This is a genomic window from Niveispirillum sp. (assembly GCF_017996735.1).
Lineage (GTDB): Bacteria > Pseudomonadota > Alphaproteobacteria > Azospirillales > Azospirillaceae > Niveispirillum.
Genome location: NZ_JAGOGJ010000051.1, coordinates 1 through 14,837, shown reverse-complemented (window position 1 = coordinate 14,837; position 14,837 = coordinate 1). Strand labels below are relative to the sequence as shown.

Here is a 14,837-nt window from a genome sequence, read left to right as displayed (position 1 = left end):
ATGGATGCCCTCCGCCTTTCCGGTAGGGCGCGTCAAGATTGATAGTCACGGAAACCGGCTGGAGTGTAAACTTCTATTTACACTTTTAAAGATTTTGGTGCCGACTGGTTGACCCGGCGGCACCAAAACCGTCCTCACTTGCGGGGGCTGAATTGTTTGAGATAGGCGATCACGTCGATGATCTCCTTATCCGTCTTCAAACCGGGAAAGGCCATTTTGGTGCCGGCGACCAGGGTTTTGGGATTGGGGAGATAGGCCTTCAGCAGCGTCTCGTCCCAGGTTTTGCCAACACCAAAATCAACCATTGATTTGGAGTATGTGTAGCCTGCGACTGTCCCCGGCTGGCGCCCGAATAACCCCATCAGGGACGGCCCGACCTTGGGCTTGTCATTGTCGGCATTGTGGCAGGCCATGCACTTGTTGAACACCAGTTTGCCTGCTGCCGCATCGCCGTCCTCGGCATGGGCTGTCGCAGGCAAGATGGTAAGGGCAATGAAGCAGGCGAGCGTCAGGATTCTAGACATGCTTACCTCCTATGGAGAAGTTGTGTGTTTTCCAATCGATAGAGCGGAAGCAGTCAGTTGGATCTGACCCTGTGACGGCGCGTTGATCGGAGAGATCATTGCGCAATGCGTCCATTCGTTTACTGTTTCAACTGCCCATCAGGTGGTAGGAGGATTTCGTGGCGGCTCTTATGTTCATCGGTATCGTCGTGATCGCGGCGTCCAGCGGGGCGATTTTTAAGCCTGGCGAATGGTATGACAGCCTCAGAAAACCCACCTGGACGCCGCCAAACTGGGCCTTTCCCGTCGTTTGGACGCTGCTTTACGCAGCCATCGCCTATGCCGGCTGGCGGGTTTGGACCCTCTCGGGCTGGTCCCTGCCAATGGCATTCTGGGGCGTTCAGATCATCGTCAATGCCATGTGGTCATGGATGTTTTTCGGATTACGCCGGATGCGCCTGGCATTGGCGGATGTGATCGCGCTCTGGGTATCGATCCTGGGCTTCATCCTCACCTCCTGGCCCGTCTCAGAAATTGCAGCCCTTCTTTTCCTCCCTTATCTGGCGTGGGTGACAATTGCCGCGTTCCTCAATTACTCAGTCCTGCGGCTGAACAGCCGTTCCTGAGCGCGGGCCCCGTGTCACGATGTCGAGGGCATGTGCCACAAGTGACGCCGCCAGCAGGATCAATATCCAGATAGGGTTCTCTCCGCGAAGGGCCAGCCCCAGGGCCGCGAGCAGGCAGGTCCCGGAACAGGCGTTGGCGCACAAGCTGCCAAAGCGCCGACCGGGTTCGCTGGATCGTAGAGACAGTGCCGCCGTCTCGACCCACAGCACAAGAATAGCGAACAAGCAGATCCAGCCATTCTGGAGCCCGTCAAGCAACAGTGTCATGTCTACCCGCCTGGATGCCGAGCAAGGCTTTGAGATCCTTGAAAAAGACGCGGATATGCGCCAGCGGGTCGCGCCGCACCAGCGCCTTGTTCAGATAGGATTCCCAGGTCAGGCGCTGAACATCCGGGTCGGCACACATGGCCACGAATTTTTCCCGGAACCGGTCATTGCGGTACCAGACAGCCTGCATGATGCCCAGAATGAAGAACACGCGGCCATGGGCGCGCATGAACCGCCGCCGCGCCTGCTTCAGGTCAGAGGGCTTGTTTGTTTTCAAGAAGGAATCGACGGCATCGGCGCAAAGCCGGCCGCAGAGCATCGCATAATGGATACCCTCGCCAGAGGCCGGGGCAACCGTGCCGGCCGCGTCCCCGGTCAGCAGGACATTCCGCCCATTGTCCCATCGCCGCATGGGTTTTAAGGGCAGTGGCGCGCCTTCGCGACGGATGACCCGGCAGGCGGCGAGGCCGGCCGAGTGCCGCAGCCTTTCCGTTGCACCGCGCAGATCATGCCCCTTTGCGCCTGACCCGCAACCGACAGAGGTGTGGTTGCCATGGGGAAAGACCCATCCATAAAAGTCCGGCGAAACGCGGCCATCATAGATGACGTCACAGCAGTCGGGCGTGAATGCCTGGACCTCACCCGCTGCCGGGCTTTCGATGATCTCGTGATAGGCGAAGACATAGGGGGGGCGTTTGTTGGCCGGAAACATCAGGCGGCGCACCGTGGAATTGGCCCCATCCGCACCAATGACCATCCGGGCATACATGATCACCGGCGGCGAAGCGGGGTCGGTATCTGCCGGGGCGAGGGACAGTTGCAATGTGTGGTCGGCACGCTCTTCCATCGTGACCAGTTTGCCCTTGAACAGGCGGGCACCTGCCTGTTCCGCCCGGCTGCGCAGATAGGGATCGAAGCTGGCCCGGTCCACCATCCCGACATAACCGATGTCACCGATCCGCATTTCCACCCGTCGTCCGGACGGGGCGATGATCCGGGCGGCAGTGGCGCGGGCCACCAGCATTTCCTCCGGTATGGCAAAATCCCGCAGGGTTCGCGACGGGATGGCGCCGCCACAGGGCTTGATGCGGTTGCCGGGATCAACCAGCAACACGGTGCGCCCCAACTTCACGAGACTTTCGGCCGCCATCGTGCCGCTGGGGCCGCCGCCAATGACGGCCACGTCGTAAATGTCCGGCAGCGCGGTGGCGCGATCCGCCGGGTTGGCTTGGGTCTGGGAGGTTGCCATGCTTTACTCCGCCGCCTGAATGGAGGGCGATCCGGAACGGGATACGGCCCGTGGGGCCTGCGGTCGCCCGATCCGTAGGGCCACAACCGTGGAGGCCAGGAAGAGCAGGGCCTCCAGGACGAAAACCATGCCAAAGGCGCTGCCATCATCGCCCATGGCCGCGCGGCCCATATCCAGCGCAACACTGCCCAGAAGGCCGCCAAGCCCGAAGGATATCGCCTGTGCGGCCCCCCAGACGCCCATGCGCATGCCGGCATTCCCCGTCCTGCCCCGCGTGGCCAATTGCATCATGGTGCCGATCGCGGCAACGGCGAACATCCCGTTTGCAAAGCCCAGAATGAAGATATGGGGGGGAAGTGGCCAATGGGGGGCGAGAGTTGCGGCCAGACAAAGAAGGGCCAACGCCATCGCGGAGCCGATGCACCCCGTGATGATGAAAAGTCTGGGCAGGCCGGGCACCCGGCGACTGAAGAAAAAGCCGCCAAGGCCCACGACGGCCATGCCAGTGAAAACACCGGCATGCTGCAAGCCGGAAAGCTGCGTGGACTGCCCCGGCGTCATGCCAAACAGCATGCCCGCGAAAGGTTCCAGGATCAGATCCTGGGTGGAATAGGCCAGCATCGACATTGCGATGAACAAGGTGAACAGGCGTGCCTCACCATCCTGCCAAACCTCCCGAAGGCTGTCACTGAACCGAGCCGGTGGCGCCGCGGCCGCCAGAACCGCTGTCACAACGGGCCTGCGTTCAATACCCAGTACCGACAGCCAGGCGAGACAGAACGCAACAGCACCGGTTGCGGCCGTGACCTCGACGAGGCGCATATGGGAATACGGCTCCAGCGCGATGCCGGTGACGATCGATGTCACGATGATGCCCATGATCATCATCATCCAGGTGATCGTGGCGGCCGTGGCCCGGCGTTCCGGTGCCGTTCGGGTGGCGAGCAGCGCCAGCAGCGAGGTGCCGCTGGCCCCGATCCCAATCCCGATCAGCACATAGGCGATAAACGCCACGGCTAGGCCCAGCATGGGACTGTGCGTAAATAACAGCGTCGTGGCGGAGGCAAGTGTGCCCGCGAATGCCAGCAACGCCAGCCCGATCAGAATCCAGATGGTCCGCGACCCGCCCGTATCGGACCGGTGCCCCCACAGCGGCCGCGAAATCTGCACGCCATAATGCAGCCCCACCAGCAAGCCCGGAATGACGGCGGCCAGCCCCAGTTCAACGATCATCACGCGGTTCAAAGTGGAATTGGTCAGCACCACGATCGCGCCCAATGCGGCCTGGACAAGCCCCAGACGCAGGATGTCGAACCAGCCCAACCCACCGCCCGGGGCTGTTTTCCGGGAACCTTCATGGTGGGAAACAGCCTGGGCGCCGATGTTCATGACCTTGTCCTCAACCAAGAGAGTTGGTGAGCGCCGCATTGCGCAGGCCAAAGGCAGCAACCATCATGCCGGTGACATAAAGACCGACGCCGACCGAGGAATACCAGACCGCCAGACCGATCGGATCACGCAGGAAACGGCGCATGCAGGCCAGTTGGACGGCCAGCAGAACCGCAATGGCGGCGGCGTGGTAGGGCAGGGACCAGGCGACCAGAAGGCCGGACATGGCCAGTTGCGGCAGCGCCATGACCAAGCAGGCGATCCGCGCCGCCGCCATGGCACCGTGCAGAACCGGCAGCGTGGAAATCTTCATTTCCCGGTCGCCCCGGATCGACTTGAAGTCGTTCAGGGTCAGGATTCCATGCGCGCCGATGCCATAAAGAACGGCCGCCAACAGGAGATTTGTATGGGGGACCATCCCCGTCATCGCCGTTGCCGCTGTGATCCAGGGCAGTGTTTCATAGCTTAAGCCCACGGCGCCGTTACCGACCCAGCCATTCTGCTTGAAGCGGAAGGGGGGCGCACTGTACGCCCAGGCCAGCGCCAGTCCCACCAAGGCCGCCATGAAGACAAGTGGTCCCAGCAGCGCCGCGACGGCGGCCGACAGCATGGACATCAGCAAGGCGATGTACAGACCCCATCGACCCGGCATCCGACCGGAGGGAATGACCCGGTTCGGTTCGTTTATCGCATCGACATGCCGGTCGAACCAGTCATTGACGGCCTGACTGGTGCCGCAGAGCAAGGGACCGGCCAGGATTATGCCCAGCACCGCCGCCAGCGCGGCCGTACTCAACGATTGGCCCGACGACACCACCCCGCAGGCATAGGCCCACATCGGGGGAAACCACGTAATGGGTTTCAACAGCGCGAGCACCGCCGACGGGCCCGGCCATTCACGTTGTCGTCGCTCTGTGTGGGTGATCTCCATGAAGGGATGCTATGCCCGCCCCAAGGGGAGTGTCAATCTGAATTGACACTTGTCCGGTTGACAGTCACGCGGACGGCACGTCTCGTCGCTGCGTGCCTGCACACAGCCAATGGATCGGCGGTGGAGGGAGAAGGAAGATTAATTCGAAGGACGGTAGTCTTCCAGACCGTGCCGACGCAGCTTGATGTACAGACTCTGGCGGGAAAGGCCCAACATCTCCGCCGCAGAGGCGCGGTTGTTGTTGGTCTGGTCCAGCGCTGCCTCGATACAGATTTTCTCGATCACTTCCAGCGACTCGCGGACGAGATCCTTCAACGGCACGCGACCGACCAGATTGGCGAACCCGTCGGCCTGATCGGGGGAGCCGGGGGCCGGAATCGCCCGCCGTTCAATACTGATCGGCTGCGCGACGAAGATCACCTGGGTAAGGCCGGTTTCGGGATTGCGCCGGGCGGACATCAGCACGGGGCGATCGCCGCCGAGATTGTCCGTCAAGGTCGTCGTAAAGCCCCGTACCGCCTGTTCTTCCGCCAGCCGGGAATAAAACACGTGCAGATCAAGCGAGGTTTTGGTGAACCATGTTCCCAGGCTGCGTCCGACCACCTGAGGGATGGATGGTGCCTGTGTCAGGTCGAGGAACAAGGTATTGGCGCCGACAATCTGCCCCTGATCGTTCGTCTGCACCGCCGGCTCGGGGACATCGGCGAGATCGACGGGGCGTTCGTTGCGTCTTTCCACCTGCATGGAACCGGCTTCCTGGGCGTCCCCGTTCTGCCAGGCGGAAACGATCAGGTTCGTGACGCCGTTTTCGCGGTAGGAGCGCAGGCTGAGGGAGACAGGGTCGCCCTTCACCGTCTTCAGCGTGTCCAGCCGGACGGGGCTGGCGCTGTGCCGTGCCTCACCAATCGCGTCTCCCAGCGCCTCTCTGTCCTGCTTGCGGAAAAGGTCACGGAACGGCTTGCCGACAATTCCGGTGGCCCCGCCGCCGATCAGGCCGAGTGCGGCGGCATTGGCGTCCAGAACGGTCTTGCGCTCCCCGTCGAGCATGACATGCGCAATGCTGGATACGCGGAAGGCGGTGCGATAGCGGGCTTCGGCTTCCTGAAGCTCGCGATAGTCGGCTTCCAGTTCCATCTGGGTTTCGACCAGCCTCTGCTGATCCAGCATCTGCTGCCGCAACTCGCGCCCAACGGCCAGCGTGTAGGCAAAACCCTCAGCGGAAAAGGTCGAGTAGAGTACCGGCAGGTCCGGCTTGCCCTCGCAACTATGGTTGACCTGATATCCCCTGGCCTGGCGGGCGCTGTCACGCCCCGCAAGCATGGCATCGACCTTTGGCACGGACTCGATCGTCACCAGATCCTGCAGACGCTGGCCGACGGCCTTGTCCAGGCCATAACGGCCCATGTCCGGATCGGTATAGTGGATACGGGCAATCTTCTGATCTTGATCAATCAACAAGACGATATCGGCGCCGAGGCCGACCAAAGCCACAATTGAACCGGCATCCAGCGACTTCAGCAGGCTGACTGCACTTTCGGCACCATGCATCGCGTTCTTACCGTTAGGGGGCTTCATCGTATCAGCCAATCAGGTCTGTCGGCATTGGCCATGATCTTCTGGCCAGATGCTTGTGCCTGTTGGCCGATCGCTTCCAGTTCATGAAACTTCTCTAATATCCTCGCAGCGGAATAAACACTGTCACATACGCAGTCAATCCCCAAACTCACAAGAAAATCAATGGAGTCCAGGGCGGCGACCCCGCCCACGACAATCGGGGTTCGTGAACCCGGTGTCAAAGACCTAACGGTGGTAACGATATCTTCGAATTCCTTCTTTAGGCGATGGTTGCTCCAGCCAATACAGATCATGTCCGCGCGTTTAAATGCAGAACGCATTTCCGCGCCCCGTGGTTCCTTTCCCTCCAGGACCTGACTGGTCCAACCCATTGTATCGAACAGAAGCCCGAGGATATGTTGGGCCAGTGTGTGCTGCTCACCCATCGGTGTCGTTATGACTATAAAAGGTGTCCACGCATGTGATCGCCGACTTCTGAATTCGAAAGAAAGCAGTCGAATGATTTCCTGAAGACGTGCGGTGCCGATGGTGACATCAATGAAATCGCAATCATCATCGACCCATTTCTGGCCGAGAAGGCGTGCGGCCGCCTCAATGAAAAGCACTGTGACAATATCAGGCTGATCGGGTGGTATCTCACGCCGCATGAACTCGCGCAGGGCTGGGGCGCGTATCCCCGGCCGCGTGACCTGGGCGCAGAAGGTGGCGAGAGCAGTGTCGTAGCGACGGTCATGCTCCAAACCCATTTCATACCGCATTGCCAGCTTTTCGGCCGTCATTGGCGCCACGGTCCTCTGGATGATGCGGCTGAGTTCTTCCCGTTCGCTTGATGCTAGGTACTCTCCTTGGCCCTGGCGGGCAAGCTTTACCCCACCCGCCGGCCCATCGGGCCTCAGGACTGCACGGTCACAATAGTGGCTGTTGGTGTCTGTAAATATCCTGCCCATCTGCTCGCGCGAGAACGCCCCCCTATCGACCCAGAGCCTGCGCGACGCAAGGTGCGGACGTAGTGATTGCGGCCGGCACACGAGCGAGCCATCAGAGAATGGAGGGCTTGCCGGGAGATGTAAATAAATATTTACGTCAACCTAGATTGACACTTTTGCCGTGGCGGGGATACTCTTCCTCATCTCGATGACCCCGCGACAGGCGGACGGGGAGAAGGAGAGAGCGTGATCGGTAAGATCCATCAACCGCATCCCGGCCCGGCGCTTTACACCGACGAGGAACGGCGGCGGCGTGACGCCAGCGGATGGACCCTGGTCCAGGGCATTCTGGCCCCGGTCCAGTTTCTGGTCTTTCTGGTCAGTCTGGCGCTGATCATCCGCTACCTGTCCACCGGTGACGGGTTGGCCATGGCCCAGATGTCGGTGGTGATCAAAACGCTGACGCTCTACGCCATCATGATCACCGGTTCCATCTGGGAAAAGGAAGTGTTTGGCGTCTATCTCTTCGCCCGACCCTTCTTCTGGGAAGATGTCTTCTCCATGCTGGTCCTGGCCCTGCACAGCGCCTATCTGCTGGCGCTGTGGACAGGAGCCTTGGGCTCCACTGGCCTGATGCTGCTGGCCCTGGCTGCCTACGCCACCTACATCGTCAATGCCGGACAGTTTGTCTGGAAGCTGCGTCTGGCCCGGCTGGACGCGGCACGGCGGGCGGGTGCGGCCACGGGTGGCATGGCTGCCGGCCTGTCGGCGGCGGGGAGGGTGTGATGAGCCTGCCCCAGCTTGCTTCCACCTGCAACGAGCCGACCGCCGTCGCCCAGCCCATCCGGCAGCGCGGTCAGCATGAGGTCTTCTGCGGCCTTACCTCCATCATCTGGCTGCATCGCAAGGTGCAGGACGCGTTCTTTCTGGTGGTCGGCTCTCGCACCTGCGCGCATCTGCTGCAATCAGCGGCGGGCGTGATGATCTTTTCCGAGCCGCGTTTTGCCACCGCCATCATGGAAGAGCGGGATCTGGCCGGGATGGCCGACATGCATGATGAGCTGGATAATGTCGTTGCCCGCCTGCTGGAACGGCGGCCCGACATCCGCATGCTGGTGCTGGTCGGTTCCTGCCCGTCAGAAGTGATCAAATTCGACCTGACGCGGGCGGCCACCCGGCTGAACGCCGTCCACGCGCCACGTCATCGTGTCATCGCCTATTCCGGCAGCGGGATCGAAACCACCTTCACCCAGGGGGAGGATAATTTCCTGGCCGCCCTGATCGCCGACAAGGTGGCGGCGCCGTCCGGTGGCACCCCCGCCAAGCTGGTGGTGGTCGGCTGTCTGGCCGATGTGGTGGAGGATCAGTTCGCCCGCCTGTTTGCCGAATTGGGCCTGAACGGCGTGGTGTTCCTGCCCGGCCGTGATGCCATCAAGGGTCTGGTTATGGGGCCGGATACGCGCTTCATCCTGGCCCAACCCTATCTGGGGGCCACGGCCGCCGCGCTGGAAGCGCGCGGGGCACGGCGCATCGACGCCATTTTCCCGCTGGGCGCGGAAGGGACGTCGGCCTGGCTGCGTGCCATCTGCACCGCCTTCGGGGTGGATATGGTGCGGTTCGATGCGGTGGTGGCACAGCCGCGCCGTCGCGCGGCGGAGGCCATGGCCCATTACCGGCCCTGGCTGGAAGGACGCAGCGTCTTTTTCTTCCCCGACTCCCAGATGGAACCGTCGCTGGCCCGCTTCCTGTCCCGCGAAATGGGGTCGGAATTGCTGGAGGTTGGCAGCCCCTATCTGCATCGCGAGCATGTGGCGGGGGAACTGGCCCTGTTGCCGGCGGGCGTGATCATCTCTGAAGGTCAGGATGTGGACCTGCAGATCGAACGCTGCCGCGATGCCAATCCCGATCTGATCGTCTGCGGCCTTGGCCTTGCCAACCCGTTCGAGGCAGAGGGGCGGGTCAGCAAATGGTCCATCGAATTCAGCTTCACCCCTATTCAGGGTTTTGAACAGGCTGGCGATCTGGCCGAACTGTTTGCCCGTCCCTTGATGCGCAACGCCATGCTGAGCGGCGGTGCCGAGCGTCGGGGGGCGGCGCAATGAAGCTTTCCATGTGGACCTATGAAGGCCCGCCGCATGTGGGCGCCATGCGCATCGCCGCCTCGATGCAGGGCGTTCACTATGTTCTGCACGCGCCGCAGGGCGACACCTATGCCGACCTGCTGTTCACCATGATCGAACGCCGGCAATCGCGCCCGCCCGTCACCTACACCACCTTCCAGGCCCGCGATCTTGCTGGTTCCACGGCGGATGTGTTCAAGACGGCCTGCCGTGACGCCGTGGCACGCTTCGCGCCCGATGCGTTGCTGGTTGGTGCGTCCTGTACGGCGGAACTGCTGCAGGATGATCCCGGCGGGTTGGCCCGCACGCTGGATGTGCCGATCCCGGTGGTGCCGCTGGAACTGCCTTCTTATCAGAAGAAGGAGAATTGGGGGGCTGCGGAGACCTTCTATCGTATGGTCCGCGCCTTCGTCGGCCGTGCGCCGCGCCCGGAAAACATTCCGGCCAACAGTTGCAACATCCTGGGCCCCACCTCGCTGGGTTTCCGTTGCCGCGACGATGTGACGGAGATCGTCAAGCTGCTGACCGACGAAGGGTTGGATGTGCGCGTCGTGGCCCCGCTGGGCGCCACACCGGCCGATCTGGCCCGCCTGCCCCAGGCGGCTTTCAACATCGTGCTCTATCCGGAAATCGCCGATGTTACGGCGCGCTGGCTGAAAACCGCGCATGGGATGCCGTTCACCTCCACCGTTCCCATCGGCGTGGGCGCCACAGAGCAGTTTCTGGCCGAGGTGCGGGCCCTGGCTGGCCTGCCGAAGCGGGAGAGCCCTCGCCGTGACCGCCTGACCTGGTACAGCCGGTCAATCGACAGCAACTATCTGACCAACAAGCGGGTTTTCATCTTCGGCGATGCCACCCATGCCATCGCCGCCGCCCGCATCGCGTCGGAAGAATTGGGCTTCCGCGTCTGCGGCCTTGGCACCTATATGCGCGAATTCGCCCGCGATGTGCGCGACGCTGCAGCCCGGTACGGGGTGGAGGCGCTGATCAGCGATGATCATCTGGAGGTGGAAGCCGCTATCGTCGCCGCCCGGCCCGAACTGGTGCTGGGCACCCAGATGGAACGGCACATCGCCAAGCGGCTGCGGGTGCCCTGCGCCGTTATCTCCGCGCCGACGCATGTGCAGGATTTCCCGGCCCGCTATTCCCCGCAGATGGGGTTCGAAGGGGCAAATGTCATCTTCGACAGTTGGGTCCATCCGCTGATGATGGGGCTGGAGGAACATCTGTTGCAGATGTTCCGCGACGATTTCGAATTCAATGATGGGGCCGCTGCCTCCCACCTGCATCCGCAGGCGCCCGCCGTCAAGCCGGCGGCGGACCCGGCACCGGTGGCCGCCGCCATTGCTGTTGCCTCCCCTGTCGGGGTGATCGCCACCTGGACGCTGGAGGCTGAGAGGGAACTGCAGAAGGTTCCGTTCTTTGTCCGGGGCAAGGCCCGGCGCAATACCGAACTCTTTGCCCAGGGCAAGGGGATACATCCGATCACCGTGGAGACGCTGTATGACGCGAAAGCCCATTTCGCCCGCTGACAGCACCCCGGTTCGGGTGGTGCTGGTCACGCTGGACAACCACATTGTCGCGGCGGTGGATGCCGCCCGGCTGGCGCTGACGCGGGACTTGCCGGGACTGACCCTGACCGTCCATGCCGCCACCGACTGGGCGGAGAATGCCGGTAGGCTGGCCGCCTGCCGGGCAGATATCCTGGCGGGCGACATCATCATCGTTTCCATGATCTTCGTGGAAGAACATGTGAAGGCCATCGCCGATGTGCTGGAGACCCGGCACAGCGACTGTGACGCCATGGTCTGCTGCATGTCGGCCGGCATGATCATGAAGTTCACCACCATGGGCCGCTTCCGGATGAGCGGTGAGCAAAAAGGCCCCCTGGCCCTGCTGAAGAAGCTGCGCGGGTCCAGCTCCCGTGGCGGCAAGGATAGCGGCAAGACGGCGGGAGAGCGGCAATTGGCCATGCTGCGCCGTCTGCCGCAGCTTCTGCGCTTCATCCCCGGCACGGCCCAGGATGTGCGCAATTACTTCCTGACCCTGCAATATCGCATCGCCGCTTCGGAAGAGAATGTGGCCAACATGGTGCGGTTGCTGGTCGCCAAATATGCCAAGGGTGATCGCAAGGGCCTGCAGACAAAGGTGACTGTCGGCGACCCTGTCGAGTATCCCGATGTCGGCCTGTATCACCCACGTCTGAAGCCGCGCGTCACCACGCAATTGTCCGCCCTGCCAAAGCCGGCGGCCCACAAGGGCACCATCGGTCTGCTGCTGATGCGCACCTATATCCTGTCGGGCGACACCGCCCATTACGACCGGGTGATCGCGGCGCTGGAGGGGCGAGGATACCGCGTGGTGCCGGCCTTCTGTTCCGGGCTGGACATGCGCGGCGCGATTGAGCGCTATATGGACCCGACCGACGGCGGTACGGCCATTGATGCGCTCTGTTCGCTGACCGGTTTTTCCCTGGTGGGCGGCCCCGCCTATAGCGACAGCGCCGCCGCCGCGCGCATGCTGGGCAAGCTGGACGTACCCTATCTGTCGGCCTTCGTGACGGAGTTTCAGTCCAAGGAAGGCTGGCTGAAATCGGGCCAGGGCCTGACCCCCATCGAAACCACCCTGATGGTGGCGATCCCGGAACTCGATGGCGCGACCGGCTCCATGGTTTTCGGCGGGCGCTCTGAAGGCGGGACTAAGGCCAAGGCCTGCACCTGCTCCCGGCAATTTGGCGAGTGCCCTGCCACCCGCGCCTGTATGCAGCCGGATGAGGAGCGGGTGGAACTGCTGGCCAACCGGCTGGCCGCCATGGTCGATCTGCGCCGCAAGCAGCGGCGGGAACGGCGCATCGCCGTCACACTGTTCAACTATCCGCCCAACAGCGGCAGCATCGGCACCGCCGCCTTCCTGGCCGTGTTCGAAAGCCTGCATGCCACCATGCAGCGGCTGGCCGCGGAGGGCTATGACGTCACGGTTCCCGACAGCGTCGACACGCTGCGCACCCTGCTGCTGGAGGGCAATGCGCTCTTCCACGGGACGGAGGCCAATGTCCATGCCGTGGTGACGGCGGACGATCATGTGCGCCGCGAACGCCATCTGGCTGATATCGAGGCGCAATGGGGCCCGGCACCGGGCCGTATCCTCAGCAACGGGCGCGGCATCTTTGTGCTGGGCCGGCAGTTCGGCAATCTGCTGGTCGGGCTGCAGCCTTCCTTCGGGTATGAGGGCGACCCGATGCGGCTGCTGTTCGAGGGCGGGTTTGCCCCCAACCACGCTTTTGCCGCCTATTACACCTATCTGCGGGAAACGTTCCGCGCCGATGCTGTGCTGCATTTCGGCACGCATGGCGCGCTGGAATTCATGCCCGGCAAGCAGACGGGCCTGTCGGCCACCTGCTGGCCGGACCGTATCCTGGGCGCTCTGCCCAATATCTATCTCTATGCCGCCAACAACCCGTCCGAAGGCTCCATCGCCAAGCGGCGGTCGGCAGCCACGCTCGTCTCCTACCTGACCCCGCCCATCACCCAGGCCGGACTGTATAAGGGCTTGAGCGAGTTGAAGGCCAGCCTGGACCGGTATCGCGCAACTGAACCCGACGCGGTGGCGGAACGCAGCCGCATGATGGCCTTGATCCGTGTCCAGGCCGAACAGTTGGACCTCAGCCCCGCCCCGCCCAATGCCGATGAAGCGCAGGTGGTGCAATATCTGATGCAGCAGATGATGGAGCTGGAATACGCGCTGATCCCGCACGGTCTGCATGTCGCGGGCCAGGGTATGGGTCGCGCGGAACGACTGGAACTGCTGGATCACGTTGTGGTCGGCATGGAGGATGCGGCCTTCCTGCGCACCGATACGGCCCTTACCACCGCCATCGTGGATCAGGACCGTCGGGCCATCGACATGGCCCTGCGCGGCGCGGATGAGGGCAAGCGCGCCACTGTGGCGCGGCTGTCGGCCATGAACGCCGGCCTGCTGCATAATGAGGAACTGGACGGTTTGGTCCGCGCCCTGGATGGGCGGTTCATCATGCCGTCGCCGTCGGGTGACCTGCTGCGCACGCCCGATCTGCTGCCCACGGGCCGCAACATCCATGGCTTCGACCCGTTCGGTATCCCCAGCGCCTATGCGATGCAGGATGGGGAACGGCAGGCGGCCAAGGTGCTGGAGCGTTATCGTCAGATTGACGGACGCCTGCCGGAAACGGTCGCCATCGTACTGTGGGGGACCGACAATCTGAAGAACGGCGGCGCGCCCATGGCGCAGGCCCTGGCCCTGATGGGTGCGCGTACCCGCCTGGATGCCTATAACCGGGTCTGCGGGGCCGAACTGATCCCGTTGGCGGAGCTGAAACGGCCCCGCATTGATGCCGTCATGACCCTGTCGGGCATCTTCCGCGACCTGCTGCCGATCCAGGCCAGCATGCTGGCGGAGGCCAGTTATCTGGCCGCCACGGCGGATGAGCCGGTGGAAATGAATTATATCCGCAAGCACGCGCTGGCCTATTGCGCGGCCCATGGAGGCGTGCTGGAGGCGGCGGCTTATCGCGTGTTCTCCAACGCCGAAGGGGCCTATGGCGCCAATGTGAACATGCTGATCGGCTCCTCTTCCTGGACGGATGATGAAGAGATTGCCGAAACCTACACCCAGCGCAAAAGCTTCGCGATCAACCGCAAGGGCAAGACCAGCAACCAGGTCGCCGTGCTGGACTCCATCCTCAGCGAAGTGGACATGGCCTATCAGAACCTCGACTCTGTTGAGGTCGGCGTGACCACCATCGAACATTACTTCGATACGCTGGGCGGCCTGACCAAGGCGGTCGCTCGCGCCAAGGGCGATGCCGCCCTGCCGGTCTTCATCTCCGACCAGACGCAGGGCGAAGGCAAGGTCCGCACGCTGGGCGAACAGGTGGCGCTGGAAACCCGCACCCGCACCCTGAACCCGAAATGGTTCGAGGGCATGCTGAAGCACGGGTACGAGGGGGTGCGCCATATCGAGGCGCAGGTGACCAATACGCTGGGCTGGTCGGCGACCGCCGGCGGCGTGGACCCCTGGGTCTATGAACAGATGACCGAAACCTTCGTGCTCGACCCCCAGATGCGCCAGCGTCTGTCGAGCCTGAACCCCGCCTCCACGGCCCGCGTCGCGGCCCGGTTGATGGAGGCGCATGAACGCAATTACTGGCAGCCGGACGCAGAGACCCTCAATGCCCTTCGCCGGGCAGGTGAGGAACTGGAAGACCGTCTGGAAG

11 protein-coding genes are annotated in these 14,837 nt (G+C 62.8%); 5 read left to right on the top strand and 6 right to left on the bottom strand.

From position 1 onward, the window contains the following. Positions 1-134: 134 nt before the first annotated feature. Positions 135-524, bottom strand: coding sequence for a cytochrome c family protein (locus tag KBA48_RS16660; protein WP_292908360.1), 390 nt, complete (start codon positions 522-524; stop codon positions 135-137). A gap of 158 nt (positions 525-682) precedes the next feature. Between KBA48_RS16660 and KBA48_RS16655 the strand changes: the two genes are divergently transcribed. Next, positions 683-1,129, top strand: a complete 447-nt coding sequence (locus KBA48_RS16655) for a TspO/MBR family protein (protein WP_292908358.1) — start codon at positions 683-685, stop codon at positions 1,127-1,129. 250 nt (positions 1,130-1,379) lie between these two features. Here KBA48_RS16655 and KBA48_RS16650 read toward each other — a convergent pair whose 3' ends face one another. The 5 genes from KBA48_RS16650 to KBA48_RS16630 form a co-directional block, all read right to left on the bottom strand. Next, positions 1,380-2,645 carry a geranylgeranyl diphosphate reductase gene (locus KBA48_RS16650; protein ID WP_292908356.1) on the bottom strand — a complete coding sequence of 422 codons (1,266 nt, stop codon included), beginning with the start codon at positions 2,643-2,645 and terminating at the stop codon, positions 1,380-1,382. Positions 2,646-2,648: 3 nt separating this feature from the next. Further along, positions 2,649-4,034 (bottom strand): BCD family MFS transporter, encoded by a 1,386-nt coding sequence (locus tag KBA48_RS16645; RefSeq protein ID WP_292908354.1) that lies wholly within the window; start codon positions 4,032-4,034, stop codon positions 2,649-2,651. Between the two features lie 10 nt (positions 4,035-4,044). Continuing rightward, positions 4,045-4,965: a chlorophyll synthase ChlG gene (chlG, locus tag KBA48_RS16640; protein WP_292908352.1), complete on the bottom strand. Its 921-nt coding sequence runs from the start codon at positions 4,963-4,965 to the stop codon at positions 4,045-4,047. A 138-nt stretch (positions 4,966-5,103) separates the two neighbouring features. After that, the gene (gene ppsR / locus KBA48_RS16635) at positions 5,104-6,540 is read right to left on the bottom strand and encodes a transcriptional regulator PpsR (RefSeq protein WP_292908350.1); all 1,437 of its coding nucleotides are present in this window, start codon (positions 6,538-6,540) and stop codon (positions 5,104-5,106) included. Continuing rightward, on the bottom strand, positions 6,537-7,319 hold the full coding sequence (locus tag KBA48_RS16630) for a cobalamin-binding protein (RefSeq protein ID WP_292908348.1): 783 nt from the start codon (positions 7,317-7,319) through the stop codon (positions 6,537-6,539). Before KBA48_RS16630 ends, ppsR begins: the two co-directional genes overlap by 4 nt. A 393-nt stretch (positions 7,320-7,712) precedes the next feature. Between KBA48_RS16630 and bchF the strand changes: the two genes are divergently transcribed. The 4 genes from bchF to KBA48_RS16610 form a co-directional block, all read left to right on the top strand. Further along, positions 7,713-8,252, top strand: coding sequence for a 2-vinyl bacteriochlorophyllide hydratase (bchF, locus tag KBA48_RS16625; protein WP_292908346.1), 540 nt, complete (start codon positions 7,713-7,715; stop codon positions 8,250-8,252). After that, a complete protein-coding gene (locus tag KBA48_RS16620; RefSeq protein WP_292908344.1) occupies positions 8,252-9,568 on the top strand; it encodes a ferredoxin:protochlorophyllide reductase (ATP-dependent) subunit N in 1,317 nt (438 codons plus the stop codon). Before bchF ends, KBA48_RS16620 begins: the two co-directional genes overlap by 1 nt. After that, a complete protein-coding gene (bchB, locus tag KBA48_RS16615) occupies positions 9,565-11,118 on the top strand; it encodes a ferredoxin:protochlorophyllide reductase (ATP-dependent) subunit B (RefSeq protein WP_292908342.1) in 1,554 nt (517 codons plus the stop codon). The genes KBA48_RS16620 and bchB overlap by 4 nt, the downstream gene beginning before the upstream one ends. Next, positions 11,090-14,837 (top strand): magnesium chelatase subunit H (locus KBA48_RS16610; RefSeq protein ID WP_292908340.1); only part of this gene is annotated, 3,748 nt, incomplete at its 3' end. The genes bchB and KBA48_RS16610, both read left to right, overlap by 29 nt.

Coding starts and splice junctions, on each gene's coding strand:
- ppsR (WP_292908350.1), bottom strand. CDS start 6,540: ATGAAGCCCCCTAACGGTAAGAACGCGATGCATGGTGCCGAAAGTGCA.
- KBA48_RS16650 (WP_292908356.1), bottom strand. CDS start 2,645: ATGGCAACCTCCCAGACCCAAGCCAACCCGGCGGATCGCGCCACCGCG.
- KBA48_RS16620 (WP_292908344.1), top strand. CDS start 8,252: ATGAGCCTGCCCCAGCTTGCTTCCACCTGCAACGAGCCGACCGCCGTC.
- KBA48_RS16660 (WP_292908360.1), bottom strand. CDS start 524: ATGTCTAGAATCCTGACGCTCGCCTGCTTCATTGCCCTTACCATCTTG.
- KBA48_RS16645 (WP_292908354.1), bottom strand. CDS start 4,034: ATGAACATCGGCGCCCAGGCTGTTTCCCACCATGAAGGTTCCCGGAAA.
- bchB (WP_292908342.1), top strand. CDS start 9,565: ATGAAGCTTTCCATGTGGACCTATGAAGGCCCGCCGCATGTGGGCGCC.
- KBA48_RS16630 (WP_292908348.1), bottom strand. CDS start 7,319: ATGACGGCCGAAAAGCTGGCAATGCGGTATGAAATGGGTTTGGAGCAT.
- chlG (WP_292908352.1), bottom strand. CDS start 4,965: ATGGAGATCACCCACACAGAGCGACGACAACGTGAATGGCCGGGCCCG.